At 64.1% G+C, this 17,029-nt stretch carries 12 protein-coding genes and 1 pseudogene; 10 read left to right on the top strand and 3 right to left on the bottom strand.

The features are described 5' to 3' along the window. Positions 1–13 precede the first annotated feature (13 nt). On the bottom strand, positions 14–424 hold the full coding sequence (locus tag M2375_RS16005; protein WP_259168855.1) for a DUF4124 domain-containing protein: 411 nt from the start codon (positions 422–424) through the stop codon (positions 14–16). 482 nt (positions 425–906) lie between these two features. Between M2375_RS16005 and M2375_RS16000 the strand changes: the two genes are divergently transcribed. Then, positions 907–2,430, top strand: a complete 1,524-nt coding sequence (locus tag M2375_RS16000; protein WP_259168854.1) for an FAD-dependent monooxygenase — start codon at positions 907–909, stop codon at positions 2,428–2,430. A 28-nt stretch (positions 2,431–2,458) separates the two neighbouring features. Here M2375_RS16000 and M2375_RS15995 read toward each other — a convergent pair whose 3' ends face one another. Then, a complete protein-coding gene (locus M2375_RS15995; protein WP_259168853.1) occupies positions 2,459–2,857 on the bottom strand; it encodes a hypothetical protein in 399 nt (132 codons plus the stop codon). A gap of 342 nt (positions 2,858–3,199) precedes the next feature. Between M2375_RS15995 and M2375_RS22545 the strand changes: the two are divergent. From M2375_RS22545 to M2375_RS15970, 6 genes and pseudogenes are all read left to right on the top strand, one after another. Further along, positions 3,200–4,063, top strand: a pseudogene (locus M2375_RS22545) (hypothetical protein); the annotation flags it as partial. A 60-nt stretch (positions 4,064–4,123) separates the two neighbouring features. Further along, positions 4,124–4,669 carry an IPTL-CTERM sorting domain-containing protein gene (locus M2375_RS15990; protein WP_259168852.1) on the top strand — a complete coding sequence of 182 codons (546 nt, stop codon included), beginning with the start codon at positions 4,124–4,126 and terminating at the stop codon, positions 4,667–4,669. A 603-nt stretch (positions 4,670–5,272) separates the two neighbouring features. After that, positions 5,273–6,349, top strand: coding sequence for a cobalamin biosynthesis protein CobW (gene cobW, locus M2375_RS15985; RefSeq protein ID WP_259168851.1), 1,077 nt, complete (start codon positions 5,273–5,275; stop codon positions 6,347–6,349). Continuing rightward, a complete protein-coding gene (gene cobN / locus M2375_RS15980; RefSeq protein WP_259168850.1) occupies positions 6,349–10,158 on the top strand; it encodes a cobaltochelatase subunit CobN in 3,810 nt (1,269 codons plus the stop codon). The genes cobW and cobN overlap by 1 nt, the downstream gene beginning before the upstream one ends. Continuing rightward, positions 10,155–11,255, top strand: coding sequence for an ATP-binding protein (locus M2375_RS15975; RefSeq protein WP_259168849.1), 1,101 nt, complete (start codon positions 10,155–10,157; stop codon positions 11,253–11,255). The genes cobN and M2375_RS15975 overlap by 4 nt, the downstream gene beginning before the upstream one ends. A 131-nt stretch (positions 11,256–11,386) precedes the next feature. Then, positions 11,387–11,893 (top strand): VWA domain-containing protein, encoded by a 507-nt coding sequence (locus M2375_RS15970; protein ID WP_259168848.1) that lies wholly within the window; start codon positions 11,387–11,389, stop codon positions 11,891–11,893. 352 nt (positions 11,894–12,245) lie between these two features. Here M2375_RS15970 and M2375_RS15965 read toward each other — a convergent pair whose 3' ends face one another. After that, positions 12,246–13,118, bottom strand: a complete 873-nt coding sequence (locus M2375_RS15965; RefSeq protein WP_259168847.1) for an aldo/keto reductase family oxidoreductase — start codon at positions 13,116–13,118, stop codon at positions 12,246–12,248. Positions 13,119–13,220: 102 nt separating this feature from the next. On the opposite strand from M2375_RS15965, the gene M2375_RS15960 reads away from it, so the two are divergent. From M2375_RS15960 to M2375_RS15950, 3 genes are all read left to right on the top strand, one after another. Further along, positions 13,221–14,177, top strand: a complete 957-nt coding sequence (locus tag M2375_RS15960; protein ID WP_259168846.1) for a LysR family transcriptional regulator — start codon at positions 13,221–13,223, stop codon at positions 14,175–14,177. Then, a complete protein-coding gene (locus M2375_RS15955) occupies positions 14,143–14,478 on the top strand; it encodes a hypothetical protein (protein WP_259168843.1) in 336 nt (111 codons plus the stop codon). Before M2375_RS15960 ends, M2375_RS15955 begins: the two co-directional genes overlap by 35 nt. A gap of 375 nt (positions 14,479–14,853) precedes the next feature. Next, the gene (locus tag M2375_RS15950) at positions 14,854–16,992 is read left to right on the top strand and encodes a TonB-dependent siderophore receptor (RefSeq protein ID WP_259168842.1); all 2,139 of its coding nucleotides are present in this window, start codon (positions 14,854–14,856) and stop codon (positions 16,990–16,992) included. Positions 16,993–17,029 lie beyond the last annotated feature (37 nt).

Genomic DNA, 17,029 nt, shown 5'->3' with positions numbered 1-17,029 from the left:
GCGGGCGTTTGCTTTAACCCCCGCAGCGCGCCTTCAGCTCTTCAAAAGACGCCCGCTTTTGCTTGCGGATCGGCAGCGGCAGCGCAATCGATTCGGCCTCGATCTGCATGGTCTTCATGCGTTCTGGGTCGGGGCAATCGGCGGGGCGGGGCTCGGGCGCATCGGCCTGGGGAGCCGAAGCCGGTGGTGGCGCAGCCACGGGCGGGCTGCTGGTCACTGGGCGGCTGTTTTCGCGCGGGTTCACGCCCTGGCTTGACGGCGTCACCGTGATCGTCTCCCCCTTCTGGCCCGCCGCGCAAGGCTCATCCTGAAAGCTGGTGCGGCCCTGCGCATCGATACATTTGTTGATGGCCCAAACCGGTGCGCTCAAGAGGGATGCAGCAGCGAGCAAACCGGCAATAAGAGGGTATCGGGCGTAGCGCATGGGGCAATCCAAAGGGTGGCGAAAAGCCCATTATGCGGCAGCCGTCCGCAGCGCCTCGGCTCCGTTCAGACCGATGCCTTGGCTGCTTTTGAGCAGTGCCGGCAGCGGGCCGGCGCCTGAACCGGGCGAGCACCAGGCGCAGCAGCTGCTGCTTCAGCAGCACCGCGAACTCGCCCAGGGCAAGGACTGATGGCTGCTATTTGAAGGCCTTGCTGCAGCTTGCACGGCACCGCGCCGCTCCATGCCATCGAGTCCTGGGCGAGCCAGAGGCCCCCGAGCATCAGCACGCTATAATCCGCCCGTCGAAAAAGGCAGACTTGGTTTGGTAAGCCCAAGTCCTTCCGCACGGAAGCGCTGACTCTGCCCACGCATGGGTCCCCACGACGAACTTGCAGTGCTCACAAGCACTTATCGGTTCGTCCCAGGGGTTCTCAAGACAAAGAATCACTCCGGCCGAACGGTCACCGAGAGAGGACATGTCCATGCCTACGATCCCCCACTACGACGTCATCATTGTTGGCGCAGGCCCCGTCGGTCTGCTGCTCAGTTGCGAGCTGCGGCTCGCCCATTGCTCCGTGCTGGTGCTGGAGCAAGCCTCCGATCCACACTCGCCCCTCAAGCAAGCGCCCTTTGGCATTCGCGGCCTCAACATCCCCTCGCTGGAGGCGCTGCAGCGCCGGGGTTTGTTGGACGCCGTCACCGCGCCATCGCACAGCGCCCCCTCTGCATCGCGCCCCCACTGGATGCAGCAAGCCCGCCAGCCCGGCGGGCACTTTGCGGGCATGCCCTTTTTCCAGGACCAGATCGACACCGCACGTTGGCCCTACCGGCTGCCCAGCCCCGCCAGCGAAAGCATGCCCACGACGATGGAGCGCCTGGAATCGGTGCTGGCACAGCGTGCTGCAGAGCTGGGGGTGGAAGTGCGCCGAGGGGTTCGCGTGACCGACGTGGTGCAGTCACCCGACGGCGTGCAGGTGCAAGCCGGTGATGCCCAGCTACAAAGCCGCTGGCTGGTGGGCTGCGACGGTGGCCGCAGCCCAGTCCGCAAGGCGGCAGGTTTCGAATTTGCAGGCACCGAGCCCGAGTTCAGCGGCTACTCCGTGGAGGCCGAGCTGGAGAACAGCGCCGCACTCACACCGGGCCGCCATTACACGGCCACGGGCATGTACACCTTCCAGCCACCGGGCACCATCGCCATGGTCGATTTCGACGGCGGCGCATTCCATGGCAGCAGCCCCATCACCGCCGAGCATGTGCAAACCGTGCTGCGCCGTGTCAGCGGTACCGATACCCGCATCCAGTCACTGCGGATCGCAACCACCTGGACCGACCGCGCCCGCCAGGCAACCCGCTACCGCAAGGGCCGCGTGCTGCTGGCGGGCGATGCCGCCCACATCCACTCGCCCTTGGGCGGCCAGGGCCTCAACCTGGGCATTGGCGATGCGATGAATTTGGGCTGGAAGCTGGCCGCCACCCTCCGTGGCGACGCGCCAGAAGGCTTGCTCGACAGCTACACCGCCGAACGCCATCCGGTAGGCGCCCAGGTGCTGGACTGGTCCCGCGCCCAGGTCGCCCTCATGCGGCCCAGCCCCGCCACACGCGCCCTCGCCCACATCGTGCGCGCGCTGGTCGACACGCGCGATGGCGCCACCTACTTCGCCGACCGCGTTTGGGGCGCTACCCTGCGCTACGACCTGGGCGACCCCCACCCCTTGGTAGGCCGCAGCGCGCCAGACTTTGCGCTGACTGACGGCTCAACCCTCGCCAGCCATCTGCAAACCGGCTGCGGCCTGCTGCTGGACTTCGATAACACCGCAGCGCTGCGCGGCTTGGCCATGCGATGGACTGACCGACTGCGCTATATCGCCAGCTCCGCAAGCGATGAACTGGGCTTGAAATCGCTGCTGATTCGCCCCGACGGCATCGTGGCCTGGGTGGGCGACGGTGTGGCGCCCTACCAGCACATTTCACAAGCTATTCAGCGGTGGTTTGGCCCGGCACAATAGCGCCTATGAGATACCTGCGATCCGGGTATCAATCCGTCTCCGGCCAAAACATCTTTCTGACCTTGTCGTTGAAGTAAGGCAGCATCAGCGTCAAACCTCCCGAGGCATTGGCCACAAAATCCAGCACCTGGGCCCAGGAAGACTCCACCGACAGCCAGTTGTTGCCCACAATAAACAGCAGCCCGCATGCCGTTGTGACCAGGTTCAGCGCAGGTGCCCAGGGACGAAAGCGCATGCAGCCATAAAAGCCGGCGGTCCAGCCCAAAATGATGAAGCACAGCAACACGACCATCTCTCCCTCCAGCGCCATAGGAAACCGCAGCGGGTGTTGCGAGGACAGCAGCTCCGTCCTGAAATCCATGCAGATGGAGAGCACGAGAAGGAGAATGGATGCAATGACGAGCAGCCGGTAGCGGTTTTTGGTCATGGGGTTTGAAGCGGGTTGGGCCGCGCTAGCAAATAGCATGCACGGGATCCTCTGGCGATTTTCTGGCCGGGATTCACAGATTTGCGCAGACCAAGTTCAATGACGGTACCAACACAAGCCCATGGTTTCAAATATTGACATATTGAAACAATCCATCGATAGTTCCCTATGCGGAAAAAAGCCCCATCGAGGCAAACATTGAAACGTTCTATATCGCATGTTGTTATTCAATAAAGCTACACAATGTGATTGATAGTCAATATTAAGACATCTGCATAGAAATTGTTCTACAAAAAAGTCTGATCTCGAACAAACTGCAAACATCTACTAATCGGGTCACTTATGCTGAAAAATTCTCTTACTTTTGGCCTTGCAGTTGCTTCTGTCTTCATGGCGAGTCAATCCCATGCGGTGGAAAACGAAACCCTTATGGTCTTCAACGGGCAGCCAAACAATCTCCCGCTTTACACCTCAGCATCCGGTCTGGGGACCATGGCAGTGAGCCCGCCTGGTGGTGGTGGGTTCAGCGTCCCGGCGGATCACTCTGCGATAGTGACTACGCCCGGCTCTGGGCTCACTACGGTCTTTACGCCCTCCAGCACCGCTGTTCCGACGAGAGTCACGTTTTTTGACCAACGCACCTCGACCTCTCGCAACATCAGCGCCAAGTGCCTCAACCCAACGACACAGGTCATTGAGCCATGCGATCTGGGCAATGTCACACTTTTTCCTCGGACGAACTACCCTGCAAGTGGCGCTACCTATACGCAAAATTCCGTTTATCAGTGGTTCGGTGCTCCAGACTTCGTCTTGCGAACTTCGACGCCCCCGGGCGGAGGCGGGCAGAGCAACGGCGGCTACATTACGCTGCCACCTTATGTGCGTGAAGTCACAGTCACCGCCTTTGGATCCGGGGGCGCTGACTTCTCAGGCGCAGATCTGTACTTGGCAGACGCGCCCAGTGTCAGCAAGGCTTTTGCACCCACGGCAGTCAATCCAGGTGGACAGACCACGCTCACCATCTCGGTTAAAAACCCGGGCTTGGGCGCCCCCATTCCAGGCATGAATGTGACGGACGTCTTGCCAAGCCCGTTGAAAATCATCAGCGCATCGCATACCTGCACCGATGGGACCTTGACTGCAGCAGCAGGCTCAAGCACGCTGTCGCTGACAGGTGCCACACTGCCCACTGCAGGCTGCGAAATCACAGCGGTGGTTGAGTGGCCCGGTGACACATCCGGTGTCTCTGCCTGCGTCGCAACGCCCTTGCTTACCAACCGCATCACCCCGCCTGCGCAGTTCAACACGGCCATCGGTCAACTCAACACGGAAGCTTTGGCCGAACTGAGCTGCTCCTACACCCCGCCCGTGGTCAGTGTCGCCTGTACCCCTAGCGAGCTGGTGGACTCGCCCAACCAACAATCGGCTTGCACCATCTCGTCCAACACCCCCGCAGGGGCATCCGGCTTGAATGTCAACCTGACGCTGCCGGCTAACAACCCGCGCTACACCTCAAGCTGCGCCACGCCTATCACCATCCCTGCGGGGCAAACATCGGCCACGTGCGGCATCTCTGCCACGGCCAATACCCTTGCCGGTGATGGCGATGTCACGGCCACCTTGACCATCGCTGCCCCTAGCGATGTGAACGACTACACCATCGGCGTCAATCCAGCCCAAGTGCTCGTCAAAGACGACGACCAATCGGGAGGCACGGTCGCCAAAGCCGTACCCACCCTGCAAGAATGGGCGCTGCTTGCCTTGACCTTGCTGCTGGCGCTGTTTGGCGCGACCCGTCTGCGCCGGCGTTAAAACAAAAAATCCAGGCACATGGCTACCTTTGGGTAGCCATTTTTATGCGCGTGCGGCCGGCTCGGCGATGACGCAGCAATGCTTGTGTTGGAAGCGCTGGGATACCCCGCAAGAACCCACGCCAGCAGCCATGGCGAGCGGCCCTCCTCCAGTGCAAAGGCAGTAGAATGGCCCGCACTTGTTCGCAAAGAAGCCGGTGACAATCCGGCACGGTCGCGCCACTGTATCGCTGCCGCAGGCCCTGGGTATAGCTATAGCTCCCAAGCCTGCGCTGCCAAGTCAGACCTTTGTGCCAAGCCACCCCCGAACCAGCCCCCACCGGCATCAGGCCCGCTGGTTTGCCTAGGACGCGCTTTTCCTGGAGTTCCCATGCAGACACCTGCCCTCCGCAGCCGCTTGGCGCTGCCCTCCCAACCTCCTGGTTGCTTGCACGCAGGCATGGCTTTGCCGTTGGCGGGGGCGTGCCGCTAGTCGGCGCGCACTCGCCCGCCGGCCCCCTCCCCGCATCCCCTTTGTTTCAGACTGCCGAGCGCACAGCGCTAGCCCGGCCCAGCCCCTGGCTTGCCCGGCAGCCCCTCCCCCTTTTCTTTGGAGACATCCACCATGAGCACCAGCAAAAAGATTCCAGCCACCATCGTTACCGGCTTTTTGGGCAGCGGCAAAACCACCCTGCTGCGCCATATCCTGTCCAACGCCAACGGCCGCCGCATTGCGGTGATCGTCAATGAGTTCGGCGAGCTGGGCATTGATGGCGAGATTCTGCGTGGCTGCGGCATTGGCTGCGAAGACGAGAACGGCGAGCAGGCCGGCCAACTGTATGAGCTGGCCAATGGCTGCATGTGCTGCACCGTGCAGGAAGAGTTCTACCCCGTGATGCGCAAGCTCATCGAGCGCCGTGGCGATATCGACCACATCCTCATCGAGACCAGCGGCCTGGCCCTGCCCAAGCCCCTGGTGCAGGCCTTCAATTGGCCCGAGATCAAGAACGCCTGCACGGTCGATGCGGTGATCACCGTGGTTGATGTGCCGGCCGCCGCAGCCGGCCAGTTTGCCGCCAACCCCGCCGCGGTCGATCTGCAGCGCAAGCAAGACCCCAACCTCGACCATGAATCGCCGCTGCACGAGCTGTTTGAAGACCAGCTCGTCTCCGCCGATCTGGTGGTGCTGACCAAGCTCGACCAGGCCAGCGCCGCCGACCGCGCGGCTGTCGAAGCGCTGGTGCGCGAAGACATTCCCGCCCAGGTCAAGATCGTCGCGGCCGACCATGGCCGCATTGACCTGGATGTGGTGCTGGGCCTGTCCAGCGCATCAGAAGAAAGCATTGAGTCGCGCAAGGGCCACCATGAGCACGAAGCCGGCCATGTGCATGACGAGCACGACCATGACGATTTTGATTCGGTGGTGGTGCATCTGGGCGAGGTGGAACGCGAAGCACTGCTGGCCCAGCTGGCCGAGATCGTCACCCAGCAGACCGTCTACCGCATCAAGGGCTTTGTGGCCCTGCCCGCCAAGCCCATGCGCCTGGTGGTGCACGGCGTGGGCACGCGCTTTGACAGCTACTTTGACCGCCCTTGGCGCGCCGATGAAAAGCGCGCAAGCCACCTGGTCTTCATCGGCCATGACCTGGACGAAGCCGCCATCCGCGCCCAGCTCGCGGCCAGCCCGGTCGGAGCGCTCTGATGCATTTGCTCGCGGTCCAGCCCGGTGGCTTTGTCGACGACGAGGCCTTTGTCTCCAGCCTGGGCCAAAGCCCGGCCGACATCGTGATCCTGAGCGCCGCCGACACCACCTTGGCCCTGCTCGCTCAAGCCTATGAGCAGCTGCGGGCCGGCATGGATGGCGAGCAACTGCCCAGCGTGCGGCTGGCCAATCTGATGTACCTGCGCCAGCCCGCATCGGTCGATCTGTACGCGGACGAGGTGCTGCAGCATGCCAAGCTCATCATCATCGACCACCTGGGCGGCGAGAGCTACTGGCCCTATGGCACCGAGCGCGTCATGGCGCTGTGCCGTGCCCACAAGATTGCGCTGGCCATGTTCTCGGGCGACAGCAGTGAAGACCTGAACCTGCTGCAAAAAAGCACGGTGGCGCAGCAAGACTGCCGCAGCTTGTGGCGCTACCTGCGCGAAGGCGGCCTGGCCAATGCGCGCGAGCTGTTCCGCTTTGTCTGGCACGGCCTCTTGGACGGCCCGCATGCGGCGCTGCCCCCGCGCCCCTTGCCGGCGGTGGCCGTCTACCACCCAGCGAGCGACGAGGCTACGGTTGCCAGCTGGCAGCAACCCGGCCCGCTGCAGTGGCAGCCCGGCGCGCCGGTGGTCATGCTGCTGTTCTACAAAGCGCATCTGCAGTCGGGCAACACCCAGGTGTTTGCCGACCTGTGCCAGGCCCTGCTCGCCAAGGGCATGAACCCGCTGCCGCTGGCCTTGCAGTCGCTCAAGGATGCTGGCTGCCTGGCGGCCTTGCAGGCGCTCTGCGCCAGCGAATCGGTCGCACTGATCCTCAACACCACCGCGTTCTCCCAATCTTCTCTCGACACCCCCGGAGACCATGCGCTGGCCGGCGATATCCCCGTGCTGCAGCTCATCCTGTCGGGCAGCAACGAGCAGACCTGGCTGGACAGCACCCACGGCCTGCAGCCGCGCGATATTGCGATGCATGTGGCGATGCCTGAGGTCGATGGCCGCATCATCACGCGGGCGATCAGCTTCAAGGGCCTGTCACACCGCAGCGATCTGACCCAGTCCGATGTGGTGCAGTACCAGGCCCACCCCGAGCGCATGGGCTTTGTGGTCGAACTCGCCCAGCGCTGGTGCCAGCTGCGCCGCAAGCCCAATGCCGACAAGCGCCTGGCGCTGGTGCTGGCCAACTACCCCAGCAGCGAAGGCCGCATCGGCAATGGCGTGGGGCTCGATACACCAGCGTCGGTCATCGAGATCCTGCGCGCACTGGCGGCAGACGGCTATGCCGTCGATGCCATGCCCGCAGACAGCCAGGCGCTGATGGATCTTTTGCAGCAAGGCATCACCAATGCGCCCGACTCCTGGGCCACGCGCGCCGCCTGGCAAAGCCTGAGCCTGGCCGACTACCTGCAGTACTTTGACAGCCTGCCCGCCGCCAACCAGCAGGCCATCACCGCGCGCTGGGGCACGCCCGCGCAAGACCCGATGCTGCGCGACGGCCGCTTTATGGTGGCCGGCCTGCGCCTGGGCCAGATCTTTGTGGGCGTGCAGCCGGCGCGTGGCTACCAGCTCGATGCGCTGGCCGCCTACCATGACCCCGACCTGGTGCCGCCGCACTACTACCTGGCCTTCTACCACTGGCTGCGCAGCCACTGGCAGGCCGATGCCATGGTCCATGTGGGCAAGCACGGCAACCTTGAATGGCTGCCCGGCAAAAGTGTGGCCCTGTCGGCCAACTGCTGGCCCGATCTGGTGCTGGGCCCCCTGCCCCACCTCTACCCCTTTATCGTCAATGACCCTGGTGAAGGCACGCAGGCCAAGCGCCGCGCCCAGGCCGTGATCATTGACCACCTGATGCCCCCGCTCACCCGCGCCGAAAGCTACGGGCCCACGCGCGATCTGGAGCGCATGGTGGACGAGTACTACGACGCCGCTACCCTGGACCACAAGCGCGCACAAATCCTGCGCCAGCAAATCCTTGCCCATATCGTGCAGCACGACCTGCACCAGGACCTGGGCCTGCAGGCCCCCGGCAGCGACGAGGAAGAGCAGCAGCTGCTTAACCGCACCGATGCCTACCTCTGCGAGCTGAAGGAAAGCCAGATCCGCGACGGCCTGCATATATTCGGCATCTCGCCCGCCGGCCGGCTGGAGACCGATACCCTGCTGGCCCTGGCCCGCCACCCCGTCGGTGGTGGCAAGGGCGCCAACCAAAGCCTGGTGCGCGCCATGGCCCGCGATTTGGGCCTGGACTTTGACCCGCTCGATGCCGACTGGGCGGCTGCCTGGACGGGCCCGCGCCCCGCCTTGCTGCAAGACCTGACTGACCAAGCCTGGCGCCACCACGGCGATACCCGCGAGCGCCTGGAGCTGCTGGCCTTGCAAATACTGGCACCCGGCGCAGCACTGCCGCCAGCGCTGGCAGACCTTACTGACGGCCATACCCAAGCCGTGCTGACCCGTGTGCAGCACGATCTGCGCCCGCGCCTGGCCGCCTGTGGCCCGCAAGAGCTGCTGCAACTGATGCGCGGCCTGGCGGGCCGCTTTGTGCCCGCAGGCCCCAGCGGCGCGCCCACGCGCGGCAGGCCCGATGTGCTGCCCACCGGCCGCAATTTCTTCTCGGTCGATACGCGGGCCATCCCCACGCAAACCAGCTGGGGCATGGGTTTCAAATCCGCGCAGCTGCTGGTCGAGCGCTACACGCAAGAGCATGGCGAATACCCCGTCACCATTGGCCTGTCTGTGTGGGGCACGGCAACCATGCGCACCGGCGGCGACGATATCTCGCAGGCCTTTGCGCTGATGGGCGTGCGCCCCACTTGGGCCGATGGCAGCTGGCGCGTCAGTGATTTTGAGGTGCTGCCCTTGCATGTGCTGGGCCGGCCCCGGGTGGATGTGACTTTGCGCGTCTCGGGCTTTTTCCGCGATGCGTTCAGCAATGTGATCCGCCTGTTTGATGCCGCCGTGCAAAAGGTGGCGGCGCTGGACGACGAAGACGCCGCGCAGAACCCGATCCGCGCCCGCGTGCTGGCGGAGGCAGCGCAGCTGCAGCAGCAAGGGCTGGACGCCAAGGAGGCGCGCCACCAGGCGGGCCTGCGCGTGTTTGGCGCCAAGCCCGGCAGCTATGGCGCGGGCCTGCAGGGCCTGATCGACAGCGGCCAGTGGCAAAGCGACGAGGACCTGGCAACGGCCTACCGCAACTGGGGCGCCTATGCCTACGGCCAGCAAGACGACGGTAGCAATGTGCCCGAGACCTTTGTGCGCCGCTTGGCGGAGATGCAGCTGGTGCTGCACAACCAGGACAACCGCGAGCACGATGTGCTCGACTCCGGCGACTACTACCAGTTCCAGGGCGGTATGGCCGCTGCCGTGCGCCACTACAGCGGCCAGCAACCGGCCCTGTACTTTGGCGACCACAGCAACCCCGAGTCGCCGCGTATGCGCAGCCTGCAAGAAGAGATCAGCCGGGTGGTGCGCTCGCGTGCCACCAACCCCAAGTGGATCGAAGGCGTGCAGCGCCATGGCTACAAGGGCGCGTTCGAGATCGCCGCCACGGTCGACTACCTCTTCGCGTTCGATGCCACCGCCCGCGTGGTGCGCGATGACCAATACGCCCGCGTCACCGATGCCTTTGTCGCCGATGCCAGCACGCGCGCCTTTATGCAGCAGCACAATCCGCAGGCCTTCCACGGCATGTGCGAGCGCCTGCTTGAAGCCATACAGCGCGGCCTGTGGCAAGCGCCTGGCGACTACCCCCAATTGCTGGAGACCCATTTGCTCGAGACCGAACACCTGCTGGAGATGCGATGAGCACCGCCAACGATCTGCACTTTCCCTTCAGCGCCATTGAGGGCCAGGCCGCACTGCAGCAGGCCTTGCTGCTCTTGGCGGTCGATCCGCAACTGGGCGGCGTGCTGGTCGAAGGCCCGCGCGGCACCGCCAAATCCACCAGCGCCCGGGCCCTGGCTGCCCTGCTGCCCAGCGGGCATTTTGTGAACCTGCCGCTGGGCACCACCGAAGAGCAGCTGCAAGGCGCGCTCGATCTGGAAGCTGCCCTGCAGTCCTCTGCCGTGCAGTTCCGCCCCGGCCTGCTGGCCCAGGCGCACCAGGGCATCTTGTATGTGGACGAGGTCAACCTGCTGCCCGATGGCTTGGTGGACTTGCTGCTCGATGTGAGCGCCAGCGGCACCAACCGCATTGAGCGCGATGGTGTATCGCACCAGCATGCCGCGCGCATTGCGCTGATCGGCACGATGAACCCCGAAGAAGGCCAGCTGCGCCCACAGCTGCTGGACCGCTTTGGCCTGTTTGTGCGCCTGCCCAATGTCCCCGATGTGGACACCCGCAAACGCATCGTGCGCGCCCGCATGGCCTTTGATGCCGACGCCGCCCAGTTCTGCGCCCGCCATGCCGAGGCCCAAGCCCGGCTGCGCCAGCAGATTGTGGCCGCGCGCGCGCATTTAGCCAGCGTTGCCTGGCCCGAAGCCATCTTGGATGCCGTAGCGCAACTCTGCCAGCAATCGGGCGCCGAAGGTGTGCGCGCCGATTTGGTGATGCTGCGCGCCGCGCGTGCGCAAGCCGCGCTGGCAGGGCATGCCGAGGTCAGCCTGGCCGATGTGCAGGCCGTGGCCGAACTGGCGCTGGCCCACCGCCGCAGTGCCGATGCGGCACAGCCGCCATCGCCCACTGGCCAGGCCAACGATCCCAACGATCAACAAGACCAACATCAACAACCGCAGCGGCAACAGCCAAACCAGGCACAAGCCGGCAATGCCGAGGCCGCCAGCAGCAGCAACCCCAACGCCGAGCGCAGCCAGCCCGATGGCTGGGGCGGCATGGCCGCACCGCGCTACACCGGCATCGAGCCAGTCAAGGCCGTAAGGCCCTTTACCGCAAAAAAAGCCTGACGCGCCTCAGCCTGGCCGGCAAGGCCAAGCTGGGGCGCGCGCAGAGCACGCAGCACACCGGCCGCCGGCAGGCAGCGGCCAGCCAGCGCATTGACTGGCCCCGCAGCCTGGCCGCCAAAGGCCAGGCCACATTGGCGCGACCACACCTGCGCTACCGCAAGCAGCCGGCCGGTGCGCAGCTGATGCACTGCGTGCTGCTCGATACCTCGGCCTCCATGCTGCGCGGCCAACAGTTGGCCCGCGCCAAGGGCTACCTGCAGGCCCTGGCTGACCAGGCCTACCGCCAGCGCGACCAGCTCTGCGTGCTGGGCTTTAGCGGCGACAGCGCCTATGTGATCCAGGCAGGTGCCAAGGCCCAGGCCTTGAATGAGGGCTGGATACGGCCCATTAGCGGCGGTGGCGGCAGCCCGCTGGCCAGCGCCATCACCTTGCTGGAGCGCATGCTGCAGCGCGCCCGCCGCCAGAGCCCCGTGCAAGCCTATGTCTGGCTGCTCACCGATGGCCGCTTTGCCGCCGTGCCCGAGCGCCCCAACTGCGCCGAGCAGATCACCGTCGTCGGTTTTGACCAGGGCGGACTGCCCTTGCAACTGAGCCAGCGCCTGGCAGCGCGCTGGCAGGCCGAGTGGATGCAGGCCTGAGCCAGTGCCTTGCGCCGCCATAGCGGTTCATTGACCTTACAAATCCTCTTACTGCATGCAAATGGAGAACCGACGCTCACCCTGTTGTCGGCTCTTTGCGAGTGTCGGTTCTCCGTGCGTTTTGAATTTTTCTCACTGAAGTTTGAACTCGGAACGCTCTGGGCTCACCCAGAGGGCGTGCCGGGGCAACTTTCAGCCTGTCGCGGCCCCTGAGGTTGCAGCGAGGCTGCTGTTGCGCTTGGTCAGTTTGAAGCTAGGGAGGCTGCTATCGGCCAAAAGCGGCTGTCGGAATGCTTCAACATCCGCCTCTCGCGGACATCGCTGGTCCGTGTTCGAGGAGCAGGGCCTTGCATCATCCCGCCGCTACTTGCTCAAGCCGGTTCATGGCTTCTTGCGGCAGGTTCAAGCTGCCAGCCGCCAGGTTCTCATGCAGGTGTCCCACCGACGACGTGCCGGGGATCAACAGGATATTGGGCGACCGCCGCAGCAGCCAAGCCAAGGCCACCTGCATCGGCGTGGCTCCCAGTTGCTGTGCGACCTCCGACAGCCCCGCCGATTGCAATGGCGAAAAGCCGCCCAGCGGGAAGAAGGGTACGTAAGGCACACCTTCAAGGGCCAGGCTATCGATCAACGCATCGTCAGCCCGGTGCACGAGGTTGTACTGGTTCTGCACGCATGCGATACGGCAGAGGCGTTGGCCATCGGCAATCTGCTTGGCCGTCACGTTGCTCAGGCCGATGTGGCGCACCAGGCCTTGCTGCTGTAGTTCCGCCAGGGCTGATAGCGGCGCCTCGAGCGAGCCTTCGGCGGGGCCGTGAACATCGAACATGGCCCGCAGGTTCACCACCTCCAACCTGTCCAGGCCCAGGTTACGCAGGTTGTCGTGTACCGCCTGACGCAACTGCTCGGCCGACATAGCCAGGTTCCATGAGCCGTCTGCACCGCGCACGCAACCGATCTTGGTCACGATGACCAAATCATCACGGTAGGGGTGAAGCGCTTCGCGGATGAGTTGGTTGGTGATGTGCGGTCCATAGAAATCGCTGGTGTCGATGTGGTTCACGCCTGCTTCGACGGCTGTCCGCAGCACCGCCAATGCGGCAGCGCGGTCCTTGGGGGGACCGAACACGCCAGGACCGGCCAGTTGCATGGCGCCGTAACCAAGGCGACGCACAGCGCGGTCGCCCAGGACGAAGGTAGCGGGGGTGGTTTGGGGGTACGTCATGTCGTCGTTTCCGTAGTGGGAAGGGTTGGCATTCAGTGTAGTCAGCACACCATTAATTGATAAGGAGGCACAATCTGCACAGGCTGTGCAGGATTTGAAACAATGAAAGTTGATCTGGGTGACCTCCATGCGTTCCTGGCTGTGGCGCGCACCAAGGGCTTTCGCGAAGGGGCCCGGGCCAGCGGCGGCAGTGCCTCGGGCCTGAGCTTGGCCGTACGACGGCTAGAGGCCCAATTGGATGTGCGGCTCTTGCATCGCACCACCCGCAGCGTGGTGCCCACTGAGGCCGGCCAACGCCTACTGGAGCATCTGGGCCCGGCGCTGAGAGAGGTAGAAAGCGCGCTGGACGTGGTCAATGGCTTCCGCGACAAGCCTGCCGGCACCTTGCGCTTGAACGTCCCCATGAGCGCTTCGCGCTTGGTGCTGCCGGCCCTCGTGCCGGACTTCTTGCAGGCCTATCCCGACATCCAACTCGACGTTATCGCAGAGGATGGTTTTGTGGACCTGCTGGCCAGCGGCTGCGACGCCGGTATCCGCTATGACGAGCGCCTGGAGCAGGACATGGTGGCCGTACCCATTGGCCCGCGCGTGCAGCGCTTCGCGGCCGCCGCCTCGCCCGCCTACCTGGACCGCTGTGGGCGCCCGACGCACCCCCGCGAGTTGCTGAACCATGCATGCTTGCGAGGGCGCTTCGCCAGCGGCACCGTCCCGCCGTGGGACTTTGAGCGCAATGGTGAATCGCTGCGGGTGGACCCCGTCCCACGCATGGTGGTACGCCTGGGCGCCGCAGCCGATCTGGCGGTAGATGCCGCCATCGGCGATGCCGGGGTGGTCTACATGTTTGAGGACTGGCTGCGTCCGTACCTAGACAGCGGCAAGCTGGAGCCGGTGCTGGCCGACTGGTGGCCGAGCTTCTCAGGGCCGTTTCTGTACTACAGCGGCCGCAAACTATTGCCGGCCCCGCTGCGGGCCTTTGTGGACTTTGTGCGGGCAAGATCCGGTGGTCTTGCAACAGGCCCATTGCATGCGACCCAACACCCACTTCCAGATCGAGGTTGAGCGCTGCGGCATTGAGCCGTTTCAGCTGGTCGCGAACGCCGCCTGCGAAGCCTCTGCCTTTGCCATCACGGAGGCCCATCTCAGCCCTGGACATGTGACCACCATCGCGTGCCTAGGCGATGGATTAGATTACGGAAACCTCATCATCGAAGTCGCCGCAAACGGCGATATCAACCGGGTTGTGCATGGGCATCAGGGCTTCCAAGTAAACAGGGTATCGCTGGCGCAAGCCTTGGCGGCATTGCGATTCTGGTTGCCGCTGCAGGAGCGAGATGCCCGTCTCGCATGGGAGGATCAGTGAACCCACCCCCCTGCTTCCTACGGATCGCCTCTGGCGGCTGCTGAACTTTGCAGGCGGCGAATAACCGCAATGCGCTGCTAGCGAACTTCAAAGCAAGGATGACGCCCCATCCCCGCCCTGCCCGGCACCCTGCTACGAGTAGGGAGATGCCCCGCGTAGTTGCCCCAAAGCAACATACATACACCCGCCACAAGTAGGTATTCACACTGGAGCGCCGCTTTTTGGGCCGCAAGCGTTGCGATAGCTGCAGGATCTGCATCGCTTTTAAATACAATTCGTTCTCATTCCTAACACTCATCCCCTGGCCAACCACGCTGCGGCGCCCCTGACTGGCGCCGTTGTGCTGTGCCCGCCTCGTTTTTTGCTGCCTTCACCATGTCCGCATTCACCAGCACTTCGCGCAAGCCATCGGGCCCCCGTCCAGCCCTGAGCCAGATCACCGCAGCCGTCCTGATCAGCCTGCTGCCAGCTGCCAGCGCCCTGGCGCAGACAGGGGATGCAGCGCCTGCCGATGACGAACCAGTGGCAGAAAGCACCTTGGAGACCATCCAGGTCTCGGGCGACTTGCTGGGCAGCGGCCTGCAAAACCAGCTCAAGACCTTTGCGGGGGCCCGCACCATCGTGGACAAGGATGTCATCCAAAACAGCGGTGCATCGAGCATTGGCGATGTGATGCGCCGCATCCCCGGCGTGCAAAGCAGCGATAACTCCGGCACCGCTGGCAGCGCGGTATCGCTCAACATAGGGGTGCGCGGTTTGACGGGCCGCTACTCGCCGCGCTCGACCGTGCTGCTCGATGGCGTGCCGCTGGCTGTGGCGCCCTACGGCCAGCCCCAGCTGTCGTTCGCACCGGTGAGCCTGGCCAATATTGAGTCGATTGATGTGGTGCGCAGCGGCGGCGCCGTGCGCTACGGCCCGCAAAACGTGGGCGGCATCATCAACTTCAACACCCGCGCCATCCCCAGCAGCAAAGACATCACCGGCGACGTCAACGTGCGCTACAACGGCTTTGGCAAGGGCGGAGAGAGCAACACGCTCTACAGCACCTTCCTGGGCTCGCAGCTGGACAACGGCCTGGGCTGGGCGCTGCTGTACTCGGGCATGAGCGGCTCCGAATGGCGCAAGGACAGCGATGAGCGTTTGAACGACGTGGCGCTCAAGTTCCGCTACGCGCTGTCGGGCACGTCCGAGGTCTACGGCAAGCTGTCCTACTACGATGTGCGTTCCAACACGCCTGGGGGCCTGACGGTGGCCCAGTACAACGCCAATCCCTTCCAGAACACCCGCCCCACCGACATGTGGGATGGTGAGCGCAAGGGCCTGGACCTGGGCTATATCAATACGCTGTCGGACACGCAGGAGTTCGAGATCCGCGCCTACTACAACGACAGCTCGCGCTCCAGCCGCCTGATCAACGCCGCGCAGACCCAGATCAACTACCAGCCGCGCAACTACCAGACCCTGGGCATCGAGCCGCGCTACACCCAGCGTTTTGCGCTGGGCAGCAGCACGCATGATGTGACCGTAGGCTACCGCTATATCCGCGAGCGCGGTGACGACAACAGCAGCCTGCTGAACCTGTCCACCAACGTGATGGGCGCCACCACCTCGTTCGACAACGCCACCGATGCCCATGCCGGCTATATCGACGACCGCATCGCCATCGGGGCTTGGCGCATCACGCCCGGCGTGCGCTTTGAGCACATCAAATCCCAGCGCGATGACCTGAGCGGCGCGCAAAGCTTTGACACGCGCAACAACAAGTGGCTGCCCTCGGTCAGCGTGTCCTACCTGGTCAACCCGGCCTGGACCTTGTTTGCCAACTACACCACCTCGTTCGGCCCGGTGCAAAACATCCAGCTGAACTCGCAAACGGCGGCCAACCCACTGCGCCCCGAAGTGGCCAAGACCAAGGAAATCGGCACCCGCTGGCAAGACAAGCAGTGGCGCGCCGAGGCCACCGTGTTTGACCTGCGCTTTGACAACCAGATCCTGCAGACGCCCGGCGTTGTGCCCGTCACCTTTGCCAATATTGGCGCCACCAAGCACCAGGGCCTGGAGCTGGCACTGGAATACAGCTTTGACAAGGCCAGCGCCCTCGCCGGCACCACCGTCTACGGCAACTACACCTACACCAAGGCGATCCAGAAATCCGGCAGCACTGCTGGGCTGGACGTGCCTTTCTACGCCCGCAACACCGACACCGTCGGCGTGCGCTATGAGCGCAATGCCTGGGGCTTCAACCTGTCGAGCACGCACCAGAGCAAGCAGTACTCGGACCTGGCCAACACCGAGGCCGAATCGGCCAATGCCAATGTGGGCCGCATCCCCGGCTTCCGTCTGTGGAACGCCCAGGTCAGCTGGAAAGTGCCGCAGTACAAGGGCAGCGAAATCATGGCCGGTGTGAACAACATCGCCGACCACCGCTACTACACCCGCAATGTTGACGGCAACCCCGGCCGCATGGTCGGCGCGCCGCGCACCTTCTACGTCCAGGGCCGCTACGCGTTCTGATAACCCTGCCAAACAGCCACCGCATGACAAGACCCGC

The sequence above is a fragment of the Comamonas sp. BIGb0152 genome (assembly GCF_024809975.1).
GTDB lineage: Bacteria > Pseudomonadota > Gammaproteobacteria > Burkholderiales > Burkholderiaceae_C > Comamonas.
This window is presented reverse-complemented; position numbering and strand designations above follow the sequence as displayed.

Excerpts from the sequence above, each read along its gene's own strand:
- M2375_RS16005 (WP_259168855.1), bottom strand. The coding sequence starts at position 424 with ATGCGCTACGCCCGATACCCTCTTATTGCCGGTTTGCTCGCTGCTGCA.
- M2375_RS16000 (WP_259168854.1), top strand. The coding sequence starts at position 907 with ATGCCTACGATCCCCCACTACGACGTCATCATTGTTGGCGCAGGCCCC.
- M2375_RS15995 (WP_259168853.1), bottom strand. The coding sequence starts at position 2,857 with ATGACCAAAAACCGCTACCGGCTGCTCGTCATTGCATCCATTCTCCTT.
- cobW (WP_259168851.1), top strand. The coding sequence starts at position 5,273 with ATGAGCACCAGCAAAAAGATTCCAGCCACCATCGTTACCGGCTTTTTG.
- cobN (WP_259168850.1), top strand. The coding sequence starts at position 6,349 with ATGCATTTGCTCGCGGTCCAGCCCGGTGGCTTTGTCGACGACGAGGCC.
- M2375_RS15975 (WP_259168849.1), top strand. The coding sequence starts at position 10,155 with ATGAGCACCGCCAACGATCTGCACTTTCCCTTCAGCGCCATTGAGGGC.
- M2375_RS15965 (WP_259168847.1), bottom strand. The coding sequence starts at position 13,118 with ATGACGTACCCCCAAACCACCCCCGCTACCTTCGTCCTGGGCGACCGC.
- M2375_RS15960 (WP_259168846.1), top strand. The coding sequence starts at position 13,221 with ATGAAAGTTGATCTGGGTGACCTCCATGCGTTCCTGGCTGTGGCGCGC.
- M2375_RS15955 (WP_259168843.1), top strand. The coding sequence starts at position 14,143 with ATGCGACCCAACACCCACTTCCAGATCGAGGTTGAGCGCTGCGGCATT.
- M2375_RS15950 (WP_259168842.1), top strand. The coding sequence starts at position 14,854 with ATGTCCGCATTCACCAGCACTTCGCGCAAGCCATCGGGCCCCCGTCCA.